General features: G+C 70.9%; 17 protein-coding genes. 10 read left to right on the top strand and 7 right to left on the bottom strand.

The genetic code is table 11. The features are described 5' to 3' along the window. The first annotated feature begins 63 nt into the window (after nucleotides 1-63). Nucleotides 64-1995 carry a 1-deoxy-D-xylulose-5-phosphate synthase gene (gene dxs / locus OG406_RS11010; RefSeq protein ID WP_267048769.1) on the top strand — a complete coding sequence of 644 codons (1932 nt, stop codon included), beginning with the start codon at nucleotides 64-66 and terminating at the stop codon, nucleotides 1993-1995. A 159-nt stretch (nucleotides 1996-2154) separates the two neighbouring features. After that, nucleotides 2155-3693: an amino acid permease gene (locus tag OG406_RS11005; RefSeq protein ID WP_329185519.1), complete on the top strand. Its 1539-nt coding sequence runs from the start codon at nucleotides 2155-2157 to the stop codon at nucleotides 3691-3693. A gap of 140 nt (nucleotides 3694-3833) precedes the next feature. Here OG406_RS11005 and OG406_RS11000 read toward each other — a convergent pair whose 3' ends face one another. Together OG406_RS11000 and OG406_RS10995 are read right to left on the bottom strand one after the other, a co-directional pair. Then, a complete protein-coding gene (locus tag OG406_RS11000; RefSeq protein WP_329185518.1) occupies nucleotides 3834-4208 on the bottom strand; it encodes an NTP pyrophosphohydrolase in 375 nt (124 codons plus the stop codon). Between the two features lie 4 nt (nucleotides 4209-4212). Then, the gene (locus tag OG406_RS10995) at nucleotides 4213-4611 is read right to left on the bottom strand and encodes a hypothetical protein (protein WP_329185516.1); all 399 of its coding nucleotides are present in this window, start codon (nucleotides 4609-4611) and stop codon (nucleotides 4213-4215) included. Nucleotides 4612-4641: 30 nt separating this feature from the next. On the opposite strand from OG406_RS10995, the gene OG406_RS10990 reads away from it, so the two are divergent. The 7 genes from OG406_RS10990 to OG406_RS10960 all read left to right on the top strand — a co-directional run bounded on the left by OG406_RS10990 (nucleotide 4642) and on the right by OG406_RS10960 (nucleotide 13438). Further along, the gene (locus tag OG406_RS10990; protein ID WP_329185514.1) at nucleotides 4642-5145 is read left to right on the top strand and encodes a hypothetical protein; all 504 of its coding nucleotides are present in this window, start codon (nucleotides 4642-4644) and stop codon (nucleotides 5143-5145) included. Nucleotides 5146-5210: 65 nt separating this feature from the next. Next, the gene (locus tag OG406_RS10985) at nucleotides 5211-6437 is read left to right on the top strand and encodes a CapA family protein (protein WP_323186435.1); all 1227 of its coding nucleotides are present in this window, start codon (nucleotides 5211-5213) and stop codon (nucleotides 6435-6437) included. A 402-nt stretch (nucleotides 6438-6839) separates the two neighbouring features. Further along, complete coding sequence (locus tag OG406_RS10980; protein WP_329185512.1) at nucleotides 6840-9101, top strand: HAMP domain-containing protein; 2262 nt, start codon at nucleotides 6840-6842, stop codon at nucleotides 9099-9101. Between the two features lie 6 nt (nucleotides 9102-9107). After that, nucleotides 9108-10796 carry a poly-gamma-glutamate synthase PgsB gene (gene pgsB, locus OG406_RS10975; protein ID WP_329185510.1) on the top strand — a complete coding sequence of 563 codons (1689 nt, stop codon included), beginning with the start codon at nucleotides 9108-9110 and terminating at the stop codon, nucleotides 10794-10796. Then, nucleotides 10793-11275: a poly-gamma-glutamate biosynthesis protein PgsC/CapC gene (locus OG406_RS10970; RefSeq protein ID WP_081219935.1), complete on the top strand. Its 483-nt coding sequence runs from the start codon at nucleotides 10793-10795 to the stop codon at nucleotides 11273-11275. Before pgsB ends, OG406_RS10970 begins: the two co-directional genes overlap by 4 nt. Before the next feature lie 35 nt (nucleotides 11276-11310). Further along, nucleotides 11311-12369 carry an NlpC/P60 family protein gene (locus OG406_RS10965; protein ID WP_329185509.1) on the top strand — a complete coding sequence of 353 codons (1059 nt, stop codon included), beginning with the start codon at nucleotides 11311-11313 and terminating at the stop codon, nucleotides 12367-12369. Nucleotides 12370-12421: 52 nt separating this feature from the next. After that, nucleotides 12422-13438: a hypothetical protein gene (locus OG406_RS10960; RefSeq protein WP_164375111.1), complete on the top strand. Its 1017-nt coding sequence runs from the start codon at nucleotides 12422-12424 to the stop codon at nucleotides 13436-13438. 177 nt (nucleotides 13439-13615) lie between these two features. Here the strand turns inward: OG406_RS10960 and OG406_RS10955 are convergent, their stop codons facing one another. The 5 genes from OG406_RS10955 to OG406_RS10935 all read right to left on the bottom strand — a co-directional run bounded on the left by OG406_RS10955 (nucleotide 13616) and on the right by OG406_RS10935 (nucleotide 20404). After that, nucleotides 13616-15751 (bottom strand): 3-hydroxyacyl-CoA dehydrogenase NAD-binding domain-containing protein, encoded by a 2136-nt coding sequence (locus tag OG406_RS10955; RefSeq protein WP_164375110.1) that lies wholly within the window; start codon nucleotides 15749-15751, stop codon nucleotides 13616-13618. Continuing rightward, on the bottom strand, nucleotides 15748-16974 hold the full coding sequence (locus OG406_RS10950; protein WP_081219939.1) for a thiolase family protein: 1227 nt from the start codon (nucleotides 16972-16974) through the stop codon (nucleotides 15748-15750). Before OG406_RS10950 ends, OG406_RS10955 begins: the two co-directional genes overlap by 4 nt. Before the next feature lie 308 nt (nucleotides 16975-17282). Then, nucleotides 17283-18560: a ribonuclease D gene (locus OG406_RS10945; protein ID WP_266617227.1), complete on the bottom strand. Its 1278-nt coding sequence runs from the start codon at nucleotides 18558-18560 to the stop codon at nucleotides 17283-17285. 156 nt (nucleotides 18561-18716) lie between these two features. After that, nucleotides 18717-19379: a response regulator transcription factor gene (locus tag OG406_RS10940; RefSeq protein ID WP_019073943.1), complete on the bottom strand. Its 663-nt coding sequence runs from the start codon at nucleotides 19377-19379 to the stop codon at nucleotides 18717-18719. 356 nt (nucleotides 19380-19735) lie between these two features. Further along, on the bottom strand, nucleotides 19736-20404 hold the full coding sequence (locus OG406_RS10935) for a DUF3000 domain-containing protein (protein ID WP_164375109.1): 669 nt from the start codon (nucleotides 20402-20404) through the stop codon (nucleotides 19736-19738). Between the two features lie 183 nt (nucleotides 20405-20587). Here OG406_RS10935 and hemE point away from each other — a divergent pair, with 183 nt between their 5' ends. Next, nucleotides 20588-21655: a uroporphyrinogen decarboxylase gene (gene hemE, locus OG406_RS10930; protein ID WP_267048776.1), complete on the top strand. Its 1068-nt coding sequence runs from the start codon at nucleotides 20588-20590 to the stop codon at nucleotides 21653-21655. Nucleotides 21656-21662: the final 7 nt, after the last annotated feature.

The following is a 21662-nucleotide window of genomic DNA, read 5'->3' as shown; positions in this document are numbered from 1 at the left end:
GCCGCAAAGGCGGAACATTAGACTCGACAAGCCCGGCAACAGCTCTACTGCAAGGAGGCACGGGTGCCGCTGCTGACCCGCATCACGGGACCGCGCGATCTGGACCGGCTCAGCCTGGAGCAGCTGGACCAGCTGGCCGGCGAGATCAGGACCTTCCTCGTGGACGCGGTCTCCAAGACCGGCGGCCACCTCGGCCCCAACCTCGGTGTCGTGGAGCTGACCCTCGCCCTGCACCGCGTCTTCGAGTCGCCCAAGGACAGGGTGCTGTGGGACACCGGCCACCAGTCCTACGTCCACAAGCTGCTCACCGGCCGCCAGGACTTCTCCCGGCTGAAGATGAAGGGCGGCCTGTCCGGCTACCCCTCGCAGGCCGAGTCCGAGCACGACGTCATCGAGAACTCGCACGCCTCCACGGTCCTCGGCTGGGCCGACGGTCTGGCGAAGGCGAACGAGGTGCTCGGCCGTGAGGACCACGTGGTGGCCGTCATCGGTGACGGCGCCCTCACCGGCGGCATGGCCTGGGAGGCGCTGAACAACATCGCCGACGCCAAGGACCGCCCGCTGATCATCGTCGTCAACGACAACGAGCGGTCGTACGCACCGACCATCGGCGGCCTCGCGAACCATCTGGCGACCCTGCGGACCACCGACGGCTACGAGCGCTTCCTGGCCCGCGGCAAGGACCTCCTGGGGCGTACTCCGGTCGTCGGCAAGCCCCTCTACGAGACGCTGCACGGCGCGAAGAAGGGTCTGAAGGACTTCATCGCCCCGCAGGGCATGTTCGAGGACCTCGGCCTGAAGTACGTCGGACCGATCGACGGCCACGACATCGAGGCCCTGGAGTCCGCCCTCGCCCGCGCCAAGCGGTTCGGCGGCCCGGTCATCGTGCACTGCCTCACCGAGAAGGGCCGCGGCTACCAGCCCGCCCTCCAGGACGAGGCGGACCGCTTCCACGGCATCGGCCCCATCCACCCCGACACCGGCCTGCCCATCAAGGCCTCCGGCGCCGACTGGACCTCCGTCTTCGGCGACGAGATGGTCGCGCTCGGCAAGGAGCGCGAGGACATCGTCGCGATCACCGCCGCGATGCTCCAGCCGGTCGGCCTGAAGAAGTTCGCCGACGCCTTCCCGAACCGCATCTACGACGTCGGCATCGCCGAGCAGCACGGCGCCGTCTCCGCGGCGGGCCTCGCCACCGGCGGGCTCCACCCGGTCTTCGCCGTCTACGCGACGTTCCTCAACCGGGCCTTCGACCAGGTCCTGATGGACGTGGCCCTGCACAAGTGCGGTGTCACCTTCGTGCTGGACCGCGCGGGTGTCACCGGCACCGACGGCGCCTCGCACAACGGCATGTGGGACATGTCGATCCTCCAGGTCGTCCCCACCCTCCGGCTCGCCGCACCGCGCGACGCCGACCAGGTGCGTGCCCAGCTCCGCGAGGCCGTCGAGGTGACGGACGCGCCCACCGTGGTCCGCTTCTCCAAGGGCGCGGTCGGCCCGGCCGTGCCCGCCGTGGGCCGGATCGGCGGCATGGACGTCCTGCGGGCGCCCGGCACCGACGCACCGGACGTGCTCCTGGTCTCCATCGGCGCGCTCGCCCCGATGTGCCTGGAGATCGCCACGCTCCTCGACCAGCAGGGCATCACCACCACCGTCGTCGACCCGCGCTGGGTCAAGCCGGTCGACGAGGCGATGGCCCCGCTCGCCGAGCAGCACCGCGTCGTCGTCACCGTCGAGGACAACTCGCGCGTCGGCGGTGTCGGTTCGACGATCGCCCAGGCGCTGCGCGACGCGGGCGTCGACGTACCGCTGCGCGACTTCGGCATCCCGCCGCGCTTCCTCGACCACGCCTCCCGCGCCGAGGTCATGGCGGAGATCGGACTGACCGCGCCGGACATCGCCCGGCAGGTCACCGGCCTCGTCGCCAAGCTGGACGGGCGCTACGAGCGCAGCACCCCGCAGGCCGTGGACGCGGTGGAGCCCGCGCGCGACTGACGCGGAGACAGCAGGACAGCAGCAGGGCCGAAGGGCCGGTTTCAGCACCCTGGACGGGTGGTGAAACCGGCCGTTCGCGTTAACGGGGCCCGCGTCGGGGCATACGTGTCACCCGCCCTCTCGATGATGTCGAGGACGACAAGCGTGGGAGGTACGCCCGTGAGGAACACCCTCTTCAGGACGAAGAAGATCGAACAGTCGATCGCCGACACTGAGGAGCCGGAGCACGCACTCAAGAAGTCGCTGTCCGCTCTGGATCTCACCGTGTTCGGTGTCGGTGTCATCATCGGCACCGGAATCTTCGTCCTCACCGGCAAGGTCGCCAAGGAGAACGCGGGGCCGGGCGTCTCGCTGGCCTTCGTCGTCGCGGGCGTCGCCTGCGGCCTGGCCGCCCTCTGCTACGCGGAGTTCGCCTCCACGGTCCCGGTCGCGGGGTCCGCGTACACCTTCTCCTACGCCTCCCTGGGGGAGCTGCCCGCCTGGATCATCGGCTGGGACCTCGTCCTGGAGTTCGCGCTCGGCACGGCGGTGGTCGCGGTCGGCTGGTCGGGCTACGTCCGCTCGCTGATGGACAACGCGGGCTGGCATCTGCCCGAGTCCCTGAGCGGCCGCGACGGGGCCACCGGGTTCGGCTTCGACATCCTCGCCGCCGCCCTGGTACTGGTCCTGACCGCCATCCTCGTCATCGGCGTGAAGCTCTCCGCCCGGATCACCACCCTGGTCGTGGCCATCAAGGTCACCGTCGTCATGATCGTGATCATCGCGGGCGCCTTCTTCATCAAGGGCGACAACTACAAGCCGTTCATCCCCAAGGCGCAGAACGTGGAGGCGGGCAGCGGCATCAAATCGCCGCTGATCCAGCTCATGTTCGGCTGGGCCCCCACCAACTTCGGCCTGCTCGGCATCTTCACCGCCGCCTCCGTGGTGTTCTTCGCCTTCATCGGCTTCGACGTGGTCGCGACGGCCGCCGAGGAGACGAAGAACCCGCAGCGGGACATGCCGCGCGGCATCCTCGGCTCGCTCTTCATCTGCACCGCGCTCTACGTCCTCGTGTCGATCGTGGTCACGGGCATGCAGAAGTACACCGAGCTGTCCGTCGACGCTCCGCTCGCCGACGCGTTCAAGGCCACCGGGCACCCCTGGTACGCGGGCGTCATCAGCTTCGGCGCCGCCGTCGGCCTCACCACGGTCTGCATGATCCTGCTGCTCGGCCAGACCCGCGTCTTCTTCGCGATGAGCCGCGACGGGCTGCTGCCGCGGTTCTTCTCCCGCGTCCACCCCCGGTTCCGTACCCCGCACCGGCCGACGATCCTGCTCGGGACGATCATCGCGATCGTCGCGGGCTTCACGAGCCTCAGCGAGCTGGCCGAACTGGTCAACATCGGTACGCTCTTCGCCTTCGTCGTGGTCGCGATCGGCGTCGTCATCCTCCGCCACACCCGCCCCGACCTGCACCGCGCCTTCCGCACCCCACTGGTGCCCTGGGTGCCGATCCTGTCGGTGCTCGCGTCCCTGTGGCTGATGCTGAACCTGCCCGCCGAGACCTGGCTGCGCTTCGGGATCTGGATGGTCATCGGCTGCGCCGTGTACTTCCTGTACGGCCGCTCGCACAGCCGCCTGGCCGGCTCCCAGGACCCGTCCCCGAGCACCGGCGGCACCCCGCCGGCAGGCCCCCCGCCGAGCGGCCCCACGCCCTAGCCCGGCGTTCGCGCGCTGAGCGCTCCGGCCCCGTACATTCCCCGCCCCGGCGTGGACGCACGGGGCCGGAGGCGCGTCGGGGACCGGTTCGGTTCGGAAGCCTGCTCGGAGGCCCGTTTCGGAAGCCGGTTCTCAACGGTTCAGGGAGCGGGGCGTACGGTGCGTGGGCCGGTGACCTCGGCGCCCAGTTCCGTCACCCGCCGCCGCAGTTCGCGGTCGGCCGTGACCACCAGCCGGGGGCGGTCGGGCGACCCGGCCACGAGCTCCACGATCCGGTCGTCACCACTGCCCGGGGCCTCGTCCACCCGGACTCCGGAGATGGAACCGACGCCCCGGGCGGCGCCCTCCACCACGAGGACGATCTCCAGCGGGCCGGGACGACCGGGCACCCCGGCCTCCGCGAGACCGGCCAGCCCGTCCCGGAGCCGCTCGGCCGCTCCACGCCGGTCGCGCCACCATCCGTCGGGCACGGATCCGACCACGTTGGCGCCGTCCACGATGAGCAGAGTCGTCATGCCCTCACCCTGCCAGAGCGCTCCCGGCCCAGCCCCGCGTCACGACGCCCAGGGCCTCGGCGGCCCGGGTCGCCTGACGGTTGTCCTTTCGCGGTCCCGGAGCGAATTCCACGTGCAGGAACGGCACCCGGGCGTCGGCCGCCGTCCGGCCCTGCACGTTGTCCCGTCCGGCGAGCGGGCAGGAACGTGCCCAGGCACGGCACACGGCGAAGTCCCGGTCGCCCAGCGCGTCGGCGAGCCGGCGGCCGTCGGTGAGACCGTCCTCGCCGGCCCCCGTCGAGGCGATGACGTCGTAGTGCGGGGCCGACTTCTGGGCGAACCCGTGCAGTTGGATGCCGGGGACACCGCGTCGGACGAGTTCGGCGCAGATCGCGTGGAACACCGTGTCCCGTCGGTGGGCCACATCCGCCGCATTACCCTCTCCGGATTTGCGATGTGCGCCAGCAATCACAAGAAGGCCTCCCGGGGCACCCCGCAGGACCCGCACGCCGAGCAGCTCCGTATCCTGATCGGCGACCGGGTGGGGCACCTGTACCGACCATCGGACCGGGTGTTCCAGGTCGACGAGGACGCGGCCCCAGCCGCGTGGCGACGGCCCCTGGTCGACGCGGTCGTACACCTCTGCGAATCGTCGGCCGGTCGAGGCGTCGACGACGGTGCGCAGGGTGAAGTCCACCTCGGCGAGTCGCTGTTCGGCCTGCTCACGGCGGCCTTCGAGGAGGAGACCGACCCCCGCCGCGATGGTTTCCCGCTCGGTGCGCGACGGTGGCTGGAAGGCGCCGTCCGGCGCGAACCGGTCGGTGTAGGCGGCGACGGACTGCGCCAGGTCGACGGACGGAAGACCGTCTCCGTGCTCGCCGGCGGAGGGGCCCTTCCCCTTGTCGTGGCTTCCGCGCACGGCAACCGTGCCCAAACCGGCCAGAGTGGTGAGGAGTAGGAGAAGTGTTGCGATCGTTATCGTTCTGGAGCGGTTTGCCCTCATGGTTGTATCAAGATATCTCGGTGACCAGACGTCGTAGCCGCCGCACCCTGCCCGCTGTCCTGACCCCGCTCGCCCTCGTCACCGCCCTGGCGGGGTGCGGTCTCGTCGGAGGCGGTGAGGACTCCGACTCCTCGTCGAAGGGCGGTGGCCGGTCGTTCACCGTCGCCGCGGCCGGGGACATCCTGATCCATCCTCAGCTGATCGACCAGGCCGGTGCCGACGCCAAGAAGACGGGCAAAGGGACGGACGGCCTGGACTTCGGCCCGCTGATGGCCGGGATCAAGCCCGTGATCAGCAAGGCGGACCTGGGGATCTGCCACATGGAGCCGGTGATCGGCAAGCCGAAGGGCCCCTTCGAGAGCTACCCCAACTTCCTCATTCCGCCGCAGATCGCCGGGACCATCAAGGACGTCGGCTACGACACCTGCTCCACCGCCTCCAACCACTCGATCGACCACGGGTACGAGGGAGTGAAGCGCACCCTGGACACCCTGGACGCGGCCGGCCTGAAGCACACGGGCTCCTTCCGGACGAAGAAGGACGCCCTCACCCCGCTGGTCATGGACGTGAAGGGCGTGAAGGTCGCGCAGATCTCCTTCGCCTTCGGCTTCAACGCGCACGAGCTGCCCAAGGACAAGCCCTGGCTGGTCAACCAGAACGACCTGAGCCGGATCAAGACGGCGGAGAAGCGGGCCCGTGCGGCCGGTGCCGAGGTCGTGATCCTCTCGATCCACTGGGGTCGCGAGCACCATCCCAACCCCTCGACCCCGCAGCTCAAGTTCGCCCGGCAGCTCGCGCGCGAGACCACGGTCGACCTGGTCATCGGCCATCACGCGCATGTCGTGCAGCCGATGGAGAAGGTCGACGGCACGTGGATCGCGTACGGCCTCGGCAACCAGGTCGCGCGTCACGACGTACCGACGGGGTTGACCGAGGAGGGCGTGATCGGCTGGTTCACCTTCACGCAGCACGGCGGCACATGGGACGTCCAGGCACGCTACGAGCCGACCCTCGTGGAGATCCCGCCGGACCCCGAGGTCACCACGGACGGCACTCCGGCCGAGCCCGCCAAGGGGCAGGTCGAGAACTATCGGCTGGTGGACGTGGCGGCCGAGCTCAAGCGGGACGACCTCAGCGACCAGGAACGCTCCCGCCTCCGGCTGGCCTTCGAGCGGACCGAGGGCACCATGCTGAACCGCGGCGCGGCGAAGGACGGCCTGAAGCCCCTCACGGAACTGCCCGGCTGAGAGCGCCGGACCTCAGGACGCGCCCGGCCCCCACGAGGGGCCGGGCGCGCGCCACGTCCAGGACCGGACCGTGTTCGGCGAGGTCGGGGTGTTCATGGCCGGATGTCCGAAGCCCGACATCTGCCTGAACTTCACCTGAACCGGAATTGATGAGTCCTGCCCGAAGATGCCCATCTAAAACATGATGTTGCCCAGATCACTTTTGATCCGTGCAACTTCCTGACAGCTTCGCTGGTCTGACACGCGCGGAGACTCAGTTTTCCCCCTCGTGTCCCCGCGCCACACCCGCACCCGCACGCGGGCCGTTTCCGTGCCCGCACGCCCGTACAACCGCTTGAGAGGAACCGTCCGTTGGCGCCATCGCCCCCGGCGCGGCAGCACCGTGCTCGCCGCAGAGCTGATATGTCGCTGCTTGGCGGCATACGACCGCCCATTGCGGTTCTGTCGGCGCTCCTCCTCTCCCTGGCGGCCGTCACAGCACTCGTCCTGGGCCCGGCCGGGGACACGTCCGTGCCCAAGGCCGTGCAGACCTCGCAGCAGCACTTCGCGGAGGACGGCGCCATCGCCATGCGTGCCTCCATCGACGAGTCGGTCACCGACCTCGACCGCTCCGCCGCGTTGTTCAGCGCCGGTGCCCCGGTCTCCGCCGACACCGTCCTCGACAAACTGGGCAACACGTACCAGAAGTGGATGGGCACGGCGGTTGTCGAGATCCGGTCCGGCAAACTCGTCGCGACCCGCGGCGAGACCGTGCCGCTGACCTCCCTCGACCGGTCAACGCTCGGTGACGAGGGCGGACTCGCGCCGCGCATGGTGCGCCTCGAGAACGGCGAGATCCGGCTGCTGTCGTTCGCGCTGCTCTCCTGGCCGGGGAAGCCGCAGCTGCTGCTCGTCGCCTCCAACAGCCTCAAGTTCCCCGGCATCAGCCTCGGCCAGTTCCGTTCGATCGCGGTCGTGGACCGCTCCGGGACGATCCTCAGCAGCGACGGCATCCCCGAGCCCGAGCAGGTGCTCACCGACCTCCAGCGCGAAGAGGTCGCGGCCTCCAACAAGCAGCTCAAGGCCTTCGCGAAGAAGGCCGCCGGCCGCGCCGCTCAGCACCCGCTCAGCAGCAAGGAGCCCGGCTCCGGCGGCTACCTGGGCGTCAGCGGCAGCCTGCTCGGCGGCAGCTTCCTCAGCGACCGGTCCGTCGCCGGCTACGCCGCTCTCTCCTCGCCCGAACCCGGCGAGACCACCACCGCGACGGCCCTCGGCCTCACCGTGGTCGCCATGGTGAAGGTCGCCGAGGACCTCACCCGTTCCACCTCACCCGTCTTCGGGCTGATCGCTGCCGGAGCGCTCCTCGTCGTCGGCGGCATCGCCGTCGCCGTCCTGCTCGGCACGGTGCAGCGACCCCTCATCCGGCTCTTCCTGGAGTCGCGCCGCCTCACCCGTGGCGACCTGGCCCGCCCGGTGAGCGTCCCCGGCTACGGCGAGGCCCGCCGGATCGGCCTGGCCCTGGAACGGCTGCGCCGACAACTGCTCGGCGGACCCGCGGAACGGGACGACTCCGCGCCGCGCCCGCGTGGCCTGCGCCGCGTCGGCACCCGCGCCCTCCTCGCCGTCTGCGCGGTCCTCCTCCTGGCCTGGTCCGCCCCGCTGCTGCTCATCCTGAACCGCGCCGACGGCACCGTCGTCGTCCCGCAGCAGCTCGTCAACGACCAGCGGGAACGGACCGACACGCTCACCGACCGGGTGCGCCGCGCGCTCAACGAGGGCGAGGCCGACCTCCAGTCCGTCGCCACCCTGATCGGTGACCGCACCACCCCGGCGGACATGACCAAGGTCCTCGACCGCACCCTCAACCAGCACCTGCGCTACCAGGCGCTCTACGTCGTCGACGCCTCGGGGGACGTGGTCGCGGGGGTCGGCGACGAGCCCCGCGAGGCTCGGCCCAAGCCCGCCACCGCCGACCCGCTGCAACTGCTCGGCCGGGGCGGCAAGAAGCCGCTCGTCGTCGGTACCGCGGAGATCCCGGGCCGTGACGGCTCGGCGCTTGTCGGCGAGTTCCGCATCGACTTCCTCAACTCCGTGCTCAAGCGGCCCGGCCTCGGCGTCGTCCGCCTCGTCGACGACAAGGGCGAGGTCATCGCCGGCAACACCGGATACCTCGCCTTCCAGTCGCTGCCCGACGAGCGCCTCAAGGACCTGGTCTCCGCGTCCGGCCAGAGGGTCGGCAAGTCCGCGCACGCCGCCGGTGTCCTCTACCGGGAGAACGGCGTGCAGATCGCCGCGGCGGCCCCCTTCGTGGGCGGCGGCGCGGCCAAACAGCTCGGCTGGACCGTCGTCAGCTGGCAGCCCGCCGACCGGCTCGCGATCCCGGAGTACGACGTCCAACACCGCACGGTGCTCGCCGGACTGCTCGGCGCCGCGGCGGCGGCCGCCTGTCTCGGCTGGATGCACATCGTGGTGGCCCGCCCGCTGCGTGCCCTGGCCGCCCAGGGCGAGTCACTGGCCGACGGCGACCGCAAGACCGTCCTGTTCCCGCGCAACCACGACGAGGTCGGCGCGGTCACCCGCTCCTTCGAGCTCGTCCGTCAGCAGCTCCAGGAGCAGCGCAGACAGCAGCCAACGCCACGCCGGAGCGCACCCGGCACGGCCCAGCAGCAGCACGTTAGGAACTGATCGGCCGTGCTCTTCCTCTACACCGTCCTGATGGTGTGCTGCGCGATCCTGCTCGTGGCGGGCATCGTCGAACAGCGGCGCCATTTCACCAACCTGGACAACATCCCCACCCGGGTGCTGGTCAACGGCATCCGCGGCAAGTCGTCCATCACCCGGCTCTGCGCGGGCGCACTGCGGGGCGGCGGCCTCACCACTGTCGCCAAGACCACCGGCACCGCCGCCCGGTTCATCCATCCCGACGCCACCGAGGAGCCGGTCTACCGCAAGTTCGGCATCGCCAACGTCGTCGAGCAGATCGGCATCGTCCGGCGCGCCGCCGCGTACAACCCGGACGCGCTCGTCATCGAGTGCATGGCGGTGATGCCGGCGCTCCAGGAGATCAACCAGTCCAAGCTGATCCGCTCCACGATCGGCGTGCTGTGCAACGTCCGTGAGGACCACCTGGCGGAGATGGGCCCCACCCTCGACGACGTGGCCCGTTCGCTCTCGCGGTCCATGCCGGAGGGCGGCATCTGCGTCACCGCCGAGCAGGAGCGCTTCGCGATCCTCCAGGAGGAGGCCGACTCCCGCGACTGCAAGCTCATCTACGCCGATCCGGAGACGGTCTCGGACGAGGAGCTGCGCGGGTTCAGCTGGTTCACCTTCAAGGAGAACGTGGCGATCGCGCTCACCGTCGCCGAACTGCTCGGCGTGGAGCGGGAGACGGCCCTCCAGGGCATGTACGACGCCCCGCCGGACCCCGGTGTCCTCTCCGTCGAGCGGTATGTCACCGAGGACGGCAAGAAGGTCCGCTTCGCCAACGTGTTCGCGGCCAACGACCCCGAGTCGACACTGATGAACATCAACCAGCTCCTCGACCTCGGCGCCATCCACCGCCCCCTGAACGTGGTCATCAACTGCCGACCGGACCGCGTCGAGCGCAACGGCCAGATGGGCGAGATCATCCCGGAACTGGACCCCGACAAGGTCTTCGTCATCGGCCACCCGGCGAAGAGCGCCATCGACGCCATGCCCGCCCAGTACCGCTCCCGTGCCGTCGACCTCGGCGGCGACCGCCGTGACCCGGACGAGTTCATGCGGCGCCTCCTCGACGAACTCGGTCCGGACAGCTCGCTGGTGGCCATCGGCAACATCCACGGCCAGGGCGAGCACCTGCTGGAGCACCTCGCCGAACTTCCCGCAGACGAGAGCGCCGACGAGAGCGCCGGCGACGGTGCCGGGAGCGACGCCGCCGGCCGAAGGGACGGCAAGGGGAACGGGCCCGGCGCTTCCGCCGCCCCGCACACCGCGGTGGCGGTGCGCGAGCACGTCGAGACCGTCCAGCTGTACGCGCCGCGGATCGACCCGTACCAGCGGTACTCGGAGGCGTACGAGACGCGGTACGCACCGCAGACCGACCAGCCCCCGACCCACGTCCCGACGCAGCGTTCCGCGGACAACCCGTACCCGCAGCAGGCGCAGTACGCGAACCAGCCGCAGCGTCCGCACCCGACCGAGGGGGCGGCCCACGAGAGCCGCCGGCCGGAGCAGGCGCGTGCCGCCTGGCCGGACGTGTCGCAGGGACCCGCCGCCGCGCGGCCCCAGCCGCCCGAGCGCGGCGAACAGCCCCCGTCCCGGGGCCTGTTCGAACCCCGTGTTCCTCCCACCCACCCCGCCGATGACCAGCAGTGGCACAGCCCAGGAGAGCCCCGTTGATCCCCTCCGTCCTCACCCCCGAGATCGCCGCGATCGGCATCGGCCTGGGCCTGATGTTCTCGCTGATCTGCTATCTCACGACCAACCTCTCACCCGGCGGCATGATCACGCCGGGCTGGCTGGCGCTCACCCTCATCGAGGACCTGCAGCGCGCCGCCCTCGTCGTGGGTGTCACGGTCCTGACGTACGTCACCACGCTGCTCCTCCAGCGCTTCGTGATCCTCTACGGCAAGCGGCTCTTCGCCGCCGTCGTGCTGTCCGGCGTGCTGATCCAGGCGACCGTGATCATCGTGCTCCAGATGGAGTTCCCGCTGCTCTACGCCAACCAGACCCTGGGCTTCATCGTCCCGGGTCTCGTCGGCTACCAGCTGGTGCGCCAGCCCAAGGCGGCCACCCTGCTGTCGACCGGCTCGGTCACGCTCGCCACCTATGTCGTGCTGACCGCCGGAATCCTTCTCGGCGCCATGCCGACCGCCTGACCCGCCTTCTCTTCGGAACCTCTGGAGCCGCCACCATGCCGAAGCGCAAAGGCCGTCCCGTTCTTCACGCGGCCACCGTCATCGTGCTGCTCACCGGCAGCGCCTTCCTCACCTTCGAACTCCGCAAGGACGAGGAGGCGAAGGTCCCGGCCGTGCAGGCCGTCACCGACCGGCCCGACCTGGAGAACTCGGGGAAGGCCACCGGCAAGCAGACCTGGGAGCGCCTGAACAACCCCACGCGCTCCGTGCTGCGCGGGGAGAACGGCGACATCCTCGCGACCTTCACGGACGGAGCCCGCACCGCGACCCTCCGTGGCCCCTCCCGAACCTTCACCGAGCCGGCCAACACCCAGTCCCGCGTGGTCACCCAGGACTGGGTGCGTCTCATGCCGGAGGCCTGGCGGAAGGGCGCCGAGAAGGAGAAGTGGTTCAAGGACTGGTTCAAGGAGTTCTACGGCAGCGAGGCCGACGACATCTTCGCGATCGCCTTCCAGTACGTCGACGGCGCGCCGGTGAAGAAGGACGACGAGGGCGTCCCGTACGCGGGTGACGCGGTCTTCGGTCCGTTCAAGGACGACGGTGTCGACCGGCTCGAACAGAATGACTTCTACGACTACCTCGGTATCAACTACACGTTCCGCGACGGTTCCACCCTGCAGGCCCGCAAGGAGCGCTACCGGGCCCTGGACTGTTCCGGCTTCATGCGGATGATCTGGGGCTACCGGGCCCGTTACCCCCTGATGGCGAGCAACACGTCCGGCGACGGACTGCCGCGCAGTGCCGACGGCATGGCCCGCTCCAAGGTGGGAGTCGACATCCTGAAGCTCTCCGGTCCCGCCCCCTGGTACACCCGTCCCAAGAACATCGATGTCGTCCAGCCCGGTGACCTGCTGTTCTTCAAGATGGACCACCGTACGGGCAACCACCTCGACCATGTGGCCCTGTACCTGGGCGTCGACACCGACGGGCACCGCGTCTTCATCTCCAGCCGCAAGGAGGTCAACGGGCCGACCATGGGCGACAAGGGCGGTGCGTCCAGGATCGACGGCAACGGCTTCTACGCCGGGCTGCTGCGCAGCGCCAAGCGGCTGTGAGCGGGCGGGGGCGGGCCTCGGCGTGCGGCGCGTCCCCGATTAAGGTGAACCGGTGAACGTCGACTGGCTCATACGCGGCCGCGACGGCAGGCTCAGTGTGTACCTGCTGTCGGAGGCCGCCGTCCGCTGCCGGGCGGAGCGTGGACCCGGTGGCCCCTGGGACCCGCCGCGCACCGTGGGTGGCGGCCAACGCCTGCACCCCGTACTGGCCCTGGGCCAGGGACCCGACCGCTATGCCCACCTCGTCTCCTGGCGCCCGACGGTCCGTGACGAGTCCGGCCTCGTCCACTCGACCCACTACCGGGCGGACCTCGCCGCGCTCGACTGGCACCCGATCGGGCATCCCAACCGCACCGGGGACCGGACCGGCACCCCGGCCGTCGCCGTCGACGCGCAGGGGCGTGCCCACGTCTTCGTCCGCAACCAGGGCGGCGGAGTGAGCATGATCGCGCAGAAGCTCAAGGGCGGCTGGGGGCCCTGGCGCGACCTCAAGGGACATGATGTCCAAGGGGACTTGGCGGCCGTCACGGGGACGTCGGGCCTGGTCGAGCTGTACGCGGCCGTGCCGGACGGCGTCCTGCACTGGCGCCAGGAGGAGGCGGGTGGCCAACCGGCCCTGGAGGAGGCGCTGGAGGCACCGGTCCGCGCGGACACCCTGCGCGCGCTCGCGACCTCCTTCGACTCCACCACGCTCTTCTTCACCGACGCGTCGGGCGACGTGTGCGCCTGGCGTCCCGGCGCCAAGCCCGCGCCCGTCCTCGCCTCCGCCGGGCCCGGGCCCGTCTGCGCCATCCGCTGCGAACTCGACGGGCACGACTGCACGTTGCTCGCTCAGCGGTCCGCGAGCGGGCGGGTGGCGTTCGCCGCGTATCCGACCGAGGACGAGGCGGCCGGGGCGTGGTGGACGGAGTCGGGTCCCGAGCTTCCCGCCGACGCGTCGGTGTCGTTGGCGGAGGACGAGCACGGGCGGGTCGTCGCCGCGAGCCTCTCCCCGGCGACCGGGGAACTCCTGCTCACCCGGCGCAAGCCCGAACCGGTCCTCGCCCTGGAGCCCTGGCACCCGGTGTGACCCCGGAAGCTCCTTGCGCCCCCTCCGCCCCCACCCGTCCCGTACCCGGGGGCGCTGCCCCCGGACCCCCGCTCCTCAAGCGCCGGAGGGGCTGAATTCTGCTCGCCGGCTCCCCGGGTACGACGGTGCCCCGCAAGCCGACTGGCCTGCGGGGCACCGGTGTGACTCAGCGGAGCGTCACGCGGGGACCGAGGCGAGGCCCTGCGCCAGGAAACGCTTGCCGGTGGCCCGCTCGGAGACACCCTCGCGGTCCAGGTACGGCGTGATCCCACCGAGGTGGAACGGCCAGCCGGCACCGGTGATCAGGCAGAGGTCGATGTCCTGCGCCTCGGCGACGACACCCTCGTCGAGCATGAGCCCGATCTCCTGGGCGACGGCGTCCAGGACGCGGTCACGGACCTGCTCCTCGGTCAGGACGGAATCGCCCTGCTGGAGGAGAGCCGCGACCTCGGGGTCCAGCTCCGGCTTGAAGCCGTTCTCGGCGGAGTAGACGTAGAAGCCGCGCTTGCCCGCCTTGACGACCGCCGCGAGGTTCGGGGAGACCGTGAAGCGGTCCGGGAAGGCCCGGTTGAGGGTCTCCGAGACGTGCAGACCGATCGCGGGACCGACCAGCTCCAGCAGGACCAGGGGAGACATCGGCAGGCCCAGGGGCTCCACCGCCTTCTCCGCGACCTCGACCGGCGTGCCCTCGTCGATGACGTTCTGGATCTCACCCATGAAGCGGGTGAGGATGCGGTTCACGACGAACGCCGGGGCGTCCTTCACCAGAACCGCGGTCTTCTTCAGCTTCTTGGCGACGGCGAACGCCGTGGCGAGCGAGGCGTCGTCCGTCTGCTCGCCGCGCACGATCTCCAGGAGCGGGAGGATCGCGACGGGGTTGAAGAAGTGGAAGCCGACGACCCGCTCGGGGTTCTTCAGCTTCGACGCCATCTCGCTGACCGACAGCGAGGAGGTGTTGGTGGCGAGGATCGCGTGCGCCGGGGCGACCGCCTCGACCTCCGCGAACACCTGCTGCTTGACACCGATCTCCTCGAACACGGCCTCGATGATGAAGTCCGCGTCGGAGAAGCCCTCGGCCTTGTCGAGCACGCCGGAGACCAGGGCCTTCAGGCGGTTGGCCTTGTCCTGGTTGACACGGCCCTTGAGGAGCAGCTTGTCGATCTCGGCGTGGACGTAGCCCACGCCCTTGTCGACGCGCTCCTGGTCGATGTCGGTCAGCACGACCGGCACCTCCAGGCGGCGCAGGAACAGCAGCGCCAGCTGGGAGGCCATCAGGCCCGCGCCGACGACGCCGACCTTGGTGACCGGACGCGCGAGGGACTTGTCCGGCGCGCCCGCCGGACGCTTGCCGCGCTTCTGGACCAGGTTGAAGGCGTAGATGCCCGCCCGCAGTTCGCCGCCCATGATCAGGTCGGCGAGCGCCGTGTCCTCGGCGTCGAAGCCCTTCTGCAGGTCCCCGTCCTTGGCCGCGGCGATGATGTCGAGCGCGCGGTAGGCGGCCGGAGCGGCCCCGTGCACCTTGCCGTCGGCGATGCCCCGGCCGCGCGCGACGGCCTGGTCCCAGGCCTCACCGCGGTCGATCGCCGGGCGCTCGATGGCGATGTCGCCCTTGAGGACGGCGGCCGTCCACAGCAGCGACTGCTCCAGGAAGTCCGCGCCCTCGAACAGCGCGTCGGCGATGCCGAGGTCGTAGACCTGGCCGCCCTTGAGCTGCTTGTTCTGGTTGAGCGAGTTCTCGATGATCACCGAGACGGCCTTGTCGGCGCCGATCAGGTTCGGCAGGATCGTGCAGCCGCCCCAGCCGGGGACCAGACCGAGGAAGACCTCGGGCAGCGAGAACGCCGGCAGGGCCGCGGAGACGGTCCGGTAGGTGCAGTGCAGACCGACCTCGACGCCACCGCCCATCGCCGCGCCGTTGTAGTAGGCGAAGGTCGGGGCCGCGAGGCCCGACAGCCGCTTGAAGACCTCGTGGCCGCCCTTGCCGATGGCGAGCGCGTCCTCGTGCCGCTTGAGCAGCTCGACACCCTTGAGGTCGGCGCCGACCGCGAAGATGAACGGCTTGCCGGTGATGCCGATACCGACGATCTCGCCGGCCGCGGCCTCCTTCTCGACCTGGTCGACGGCGGCGTCGAGGTTCGCCAGCGACGCCGGGCCGAAGGTGGTCGGCTTGGTGTGGTCGAAGCCGTTGTCGAGCGTGATCAGCGCGAAGCGCCCGGCGTTGAACGGCAGGTCGAGGTGGCGTACGTGCGCGGACGTCACGACCTCGTCGGGGAACAGCTCGGCCGCGCCCTTGAGGAGTTCGGTGGTGCTCACTTGTCGCCTCCGGCGTCCTTGTGGTGCGGGTTCTCCCAGATGACCGTGGCGCCCATGCCGAAGCCGACGCACATGGTCGTGAGGCCGTAGCGGACCTCCGGCTGCTCCTCGAACTGGCGGGCCAGCTGCGTCATCAGACGGACGCCGGAGGAGGCGAGCGGGTGGCCGTAGGCGATGGCGCCGCCGTACTGGTTGACGCGCGCGTCGTCGTCGGCGATGCCGTAGTGCTCCAGGAACGCGAGCACCTGGACGGCGAAGGCCTCGTTGATCTCGAAGAGGTTGATGTCCTCGATCGACAGACCGGCCTTCGCGAGCGCCTTCTCCGTCGCCGGGATCGGGCCGTAACCCATGACCTCCGGCTCGACACCCGCGAAGGCGTACGAGACGAGGCGCATCCGCACGGGCAGGTCGTGCTCGCGGGCGAAGTCCTCGGAGGCGATGATCGAGGCGGTCGCGCCGTCGTTCAGACCGGCCGCGTTGCCCGCGGTGACCCGGCCGTGCACGCGGAACGGGGTCTTGAGACCGGAGAGGTTCTCCAGCGTGGTGCCCGGACGCATCGGCTCGTCGGCGGTGACCAGGCCCCAGCCCGTCTCACCGACCTCCGCGTTGGTGTTGCGCACCGAGACCGGCACCAGGTCCTGCTGGATCTTGCCGTTGGCGTACGCCTTGGCGGCCTTCTCCTGCGAGCGCACGGCGTACTCGTCGGCGCGACGCTTGGTGATCGTGGGGTAGCGGTCGTGCAGGTTCTCGGCGGTCATGCCCATGAACAGCGCGGACTCGTCGACCAGCTTCTCGCTGACGAACCGCGGGTTCGGGTCCACGCCCTCGCCCATGGGGTGACGGCCCATGTGCTCGACACCGCCGGCGATGACGGCGTCGTACGCGCCGAAGGCGATGGAGCCCGCGGTGCTGGTGACGGCGGTCAGCGCGCCCGCGCACATGCGGTCGATGGAGTAGCCGGGGACCGACTGGGGCAGCCCGGCGAGGATGCCGGCCGTGCGCCCCAGGGTGAGGCCCTGGTCGCCGATCTGCGTGGTCGCGGCGATGGCGACCTCGTCGATCTTCTGGGGGTCAAGACCGGGGTTGCGGCGCAGCAGCTCCCGGATGGCCTTCACGACGAGGTCGTCGGCGCGGGTCTCGTGGTAGATGCCCTTCGGGCCCGCCTTGCCGAACGGGGTGCGGACGCCGTCGACGAAGACGACGTCCCTGACGGTACGAGGCACGATGGCTCTCCTCCAGATGCGGGATGGCACTGCTGCGCGGGCACACGCCTGAGCGCGCGCTCAGCACCCATGCTACTTACGAGTAACCATCGTGCCCAGTCCCGCGGCCGGGAGCGGCGAAGGTCACATCCGTAAGGCGTACGAAGGGATCCGCGGGCAGGGCGGCGTGTGCTCCCGCCCGGCTCGCGGATCTTGGCGTGATCTCGACGCTCCGGTCCGGCCTCCGGAGCCCGTTCGGCGTAGTCCCGGCGGCCACAGGCGTCGCGGCGCGTCCCTTCAGGGGCCGTCCAAGGCCCTCCGAGGGGTCTCTAGGCCGCCTTCAGGGACAGCGCGGTCACCAGGACGGGCGTGACCAGCTCGACCTGCCAGGGCCGCGCCCCGTACCCGCTGAGGGCCGCGCCCACGGACTCGGCGTCCGGGGTCGCCGGCGGCTCCCAGCACACCCGCCGCACGGTGTCCGGGGTGATCAGGTTCTCCTGCGGCATGTTCAGCTGCTCGGCCAGCGCCGACACGGCCGCCCGCGCGGCGGAGAGCCGGGCGGCGGCGGCCGGGTCCTTGTCGGCCCACGCGCGCGGCGGCGGCGGACCGGTCACCGGCTGCCCCGGCTGCGGCAGCTCGGCGTCCGGCAGTTCCCTCGCGCGGTCGACCGCGGCCTGCCACTGGTCCAGCTGGCGCCGCCCCATGCGGTGTCCGAAGCCGTTCAGCGCGGACAGCGCGTGCACGTTGGCCGGCAGGCCCAGCGCGGCCTCGACGATGGCCGCGTCCCCGAGCACCTTGCCCGGCGAGATGTCCCGGCGCTGCGCCACCCGGTCCCGGGTCTCCCACAGTTCCCGCACGACGGCCATCTGCCGGCGGCGGCGGACCTTGTGCATCCCGGACGTGCGGCGCCACGGGTCCTTGCGGGGCGGGGCGGGCTCGGCCGCGGCGATGGCGTCGAACTCCTGGCGGGCCCAGTCCAGCTTGCCCTGCCGGTCGAGCTCCTTCTCCAGGGCGTCGCGGAGGTCGACGAGGAGCTCCACGTCGAGCGCGGCGTAGCGCAGCCAGGGCTCGGGCAGCGGGCGGGTGGACCAGTCGACGGCGGAGTGGCCCTTCTCCAGGACGAAGCCGAGGACGCTCTCGACCATGGCGCCGAGGCCCACGCGGGGGAACCCGGCCAGACGGCCGGCCAGCTCGGTGTCGAAGAGGCTGGTGGGGATCATGCCTATCTCGCGGAGACAGGGCAGGTCCTGGGTCGCGGCGTGCAGCACCCACTCGGCGCCGGAGATCGCCTCGCCGAGGCCCGACAGGTCGGGGCAGGCGACGGGGTCGATCAGCGCGCTGCCCGCGCCCTCGCGGCGCAGCTGCACGAGATAGGCGCGCTGGCCGTATCGGTACCCGGACGCGCGTTCGGCGTCGACGGCCACCGGGCCGGTGCCCGCGGCGAACGCCGCGACCACCTCGGCGAGGGCGGCCTCGTCGGCGATCACCGGCGGAATGCCCTCGCGGGGCTCGAGCAAGGGGATCGGCGCCGATTCGACGTCGTCCGGAGGGCCGCCTCCGGTGGTTCGCAGTGAGCTGTCTGCTGCGGTCTCTTGGGCGTCGGTCACCTGTCAAGGGTATCCGTGTATGGACAACGCCCGTCGACGGAACGTTCCGTCGACGGGCGTCTGAGGGTCGTAAACCAGTCAGCTCGGTGAAAGATCCGGTTCACGCACGGGGGGAGGAGGCCGGGTGGGGGAGTGCGGAGCGGTGCGGGGGAGAGGTCAGTGGATGATGCCGGTCCGCAGCGCGACCGCGACCATCCCGGCGCGGTCACCCGTGCCGAGCTTGCGGGCGATACGGGCGAGGTGGCTCTTGACGGTCAGCGCGGACAGGCCCATGGAGACGCCGATGGCCTTGTTCGACTGGCCCTCCGCGACCAGGCGCAGGACCTCGACCTCGCGGCCGGACAGTTCGCGGTAGCCGCCCGGGTGGCTCGGGGCACCCGGGGGGCGACGGTGCATACGGGCGGCGGCCGAGCCGATGGGCGCGGCGCCGGGCCGGGTGGGGAGCCCGACGTTCGTACGGGTACCGGTGACGACGTAGCCCTTGACGCCGCCCGCGAGGGCGTTGCGCACGGCGCCGATGTCGTCGGCGGCGGAGAGGGCGAGGCCGTTGGGCCAGCCCGCGGCTCGGGTTTCGGACAGAAGGGTGAGGCCGGAACCATCCGGCAGGTGGACATCGGCGACGCAGATGTCGCGCGGGTTGCCGATGCGGGGACGGGCCTCCGCGACGGACGACGCCTCGATGACGTCGCGCACTCCGAGCGCCCACAGATGGCGGGTGACGGTGGAGCGGACCCGAGGGTCGGCCACGACCACCATGGCGGTCGGCTTGTTCGGGCGGTAGGCGACCAGGCTTGCGGGCTGCTCGAGGAGAACGGACACCAGGCCTCCTGGGGTGCGGGGACGGGGACCGGCTCTGGGGGGCGAGCCAGGACGAACCGTGCTTTCAAGGTCACAGACGTCTTCGGCATCAAACCCGTGGACCTTTAGAGAATGATCACGATGTGGTGAGTAACAATCCGTGCAATTCGGACACGCGATCGATCATCCGAAGATCGAACCGAGTCGCTCCACGTCGATACGCGGCCGAAAGTGGTCGTATCGACAAAGAAACCGGCAAGCGGGTGAAGACCGGCGGTCAGACGGACGGGGACGTGTGGATCGGACGGATCGGGATCGGGACATGCGAAAGGCGCGCGTCGTGACGCGCGCCTTTGGCGGGGGGTCGGGGAGCGGGATCAGCGGGACTGCGGCCCCCGGCGCTGCGGCAGGGTGACCACCGAGGCGTCGCCCGGGGGCACCGGCGGCAGACCGGCGATCTGGCACAGCAGGTCGCACCAGGCCGCGAGGTGTGCGGCGGTGTCCGGAACGCCGCCGAGGCCCTCCCGTGGCGTCCAGGACGCCCGGATCTCGATCTGTGAGGCGGCGGGGCGTTCCGAGAGCCCGCCGAAGTAGTGGGAGCTCGCGCGCGTCACGGTGCCGCTCGGTTCGCCGTACGACAGCCCGCGGGCCTGCAACGCGCCCGTCAGCCACGACCAGCAGACCTCGGGGAGGAGCGGGTCCGCTGCCATCTCGGGCTCCAGCTCCGCCCGGACCAGGGTCACCAGCCGGAACGAGCCCTGCCAGGCGTCGTGCCCGGCCGGATCGTGCAGCAGGACGAGCCGGCCGTCGGCCAGATCCTCGTCGTCCGCGACGACCGCGGCCTCCAGCGCGTAGGCGTGAGGCGCCAGGCGCTGCGGTGGTCGTGTCGGGTCGATCTCGATGTCCGGCCGCAGTCGCGCGGCCCTCAGGGCGTCGACGGCCGCCCGGAAGGGCAACGGGGCCGTCTCCACCGCATTCCTGTCCTCCTCCTTCGCGTCGTCCATTCCGCCAGCGCCGTCCGACAGTCGTCCCTGAGCCGCAGCCATGCGGGGAAGATTAAGGGGAACGGAGCCCGCGTGCAGGGAGAGACACCCGTGCGTGGGACCCCTGTCCGGATCGCGCCGCGCGAACACCGCTTTCCGGGCACCCCCGCGAGGGGGCGCGGTGGTCACCGGGGGTCGCCGGAGCCCGGGACCGGGCGGTCCGCGAGCCGTGGGAGACTTTCCGTCGTGAGCGCCAACCACAGCCCCGCCGGGCAGCAGCCGACAGCCACGTACGAGTCCGCCTTCCTCAAGGCGTGCAGGCGCGAGCCCGTGCCGCACACCCCTGTGTGGTTCATGCGGCAGGCCGGTCGCTCACTGCCCGAGTACCTCAAGGTGCGCGAGGGCATCCCCATGCTGGAGTCCTGCATGCGGCCCGAGCTGGTCGCCGAGATCACGCTCCAGCCGGTCCGCCGGCACGGCGTGGACGCCGCGATCTACTTCAGCGACATCGTCGTCCCGCTGAAGGCCATCGGTGTCGACCTGGACATCAAGCCGGGCGTCGGCCCCGTCGTGCAGAACCCGATCCGCACCCGCGCCGACCTGGCCCAGCTGCGCGATCTGACCCCCGAGGACGTCTGGTACGTCACCGAGGCGATCCAGCTCCTGACGGCCGAGCTGGGCGAGACCCCGCTCATCGGGTTCGCGGGCGCGCCCTTCACCCTCGCGAGTTACCTGGTCGAGGGCGGACCGTCGAAGAACCACGAGCACACCAAGGCGCTCATGTACGGCGACCCGCAGCTGTGGGCCGACCTGCTCGACCGTCTCGCCGAGATCACCTCCGCCTTCCTGAAGGTGCAGATCGAGGCGGGCGCGAGCGCCGTCCAGCTGTTCGACTCCTGGGTCGGCGCCCTGGCCCCCGCGGACTACCGCCGCTCGATCCTGCCCGCGTCCACGAAGGTCTTCGACGCCGTCGCCGGGTACGGCGTCCCGCGCATCCACTTCGGCGTCGGCACGGGCGAACTGCTCGGCCTCATGGGCGAGGCCGGCGCGGACGTGGTGGGCGTCGACTGGCGCGTCCCGCTCGACGAGGCCGCCCGCCGTGTCGGCCCCGGCAAGGCGCTCCAGGGCAACCTCGACCCGGCCGTGCTGTTCGCGCCGACCGCGGCCGTGGAGGCCAAGACCCGCGAGGTGCTGGATGCCGCCGCCGGTCTGGAGGGCCACGTCTTCAACCTCGGCCACGGCGTCCTGCCCTCGATGGACCCGGACTCCCTGACCCGGCTCGTGGAGTACGTCCACACCCGGACGGCGCGCTAGAAGCCGG

This window comes from Streptomyces sp. NBC_01428 (assembly GCF_036231965.1).
In the GTDB taxonomy this organism is placed as follows: Bacteria; Actinomycetota; Actinomycetes; order Streptomycetales; family Streptomycetaceae; genus Streptomyces.
Note: the sequence above shows the minus strand (reverse complement) of the source record. Positions and strands in the feature narration are given on the sequence as shown.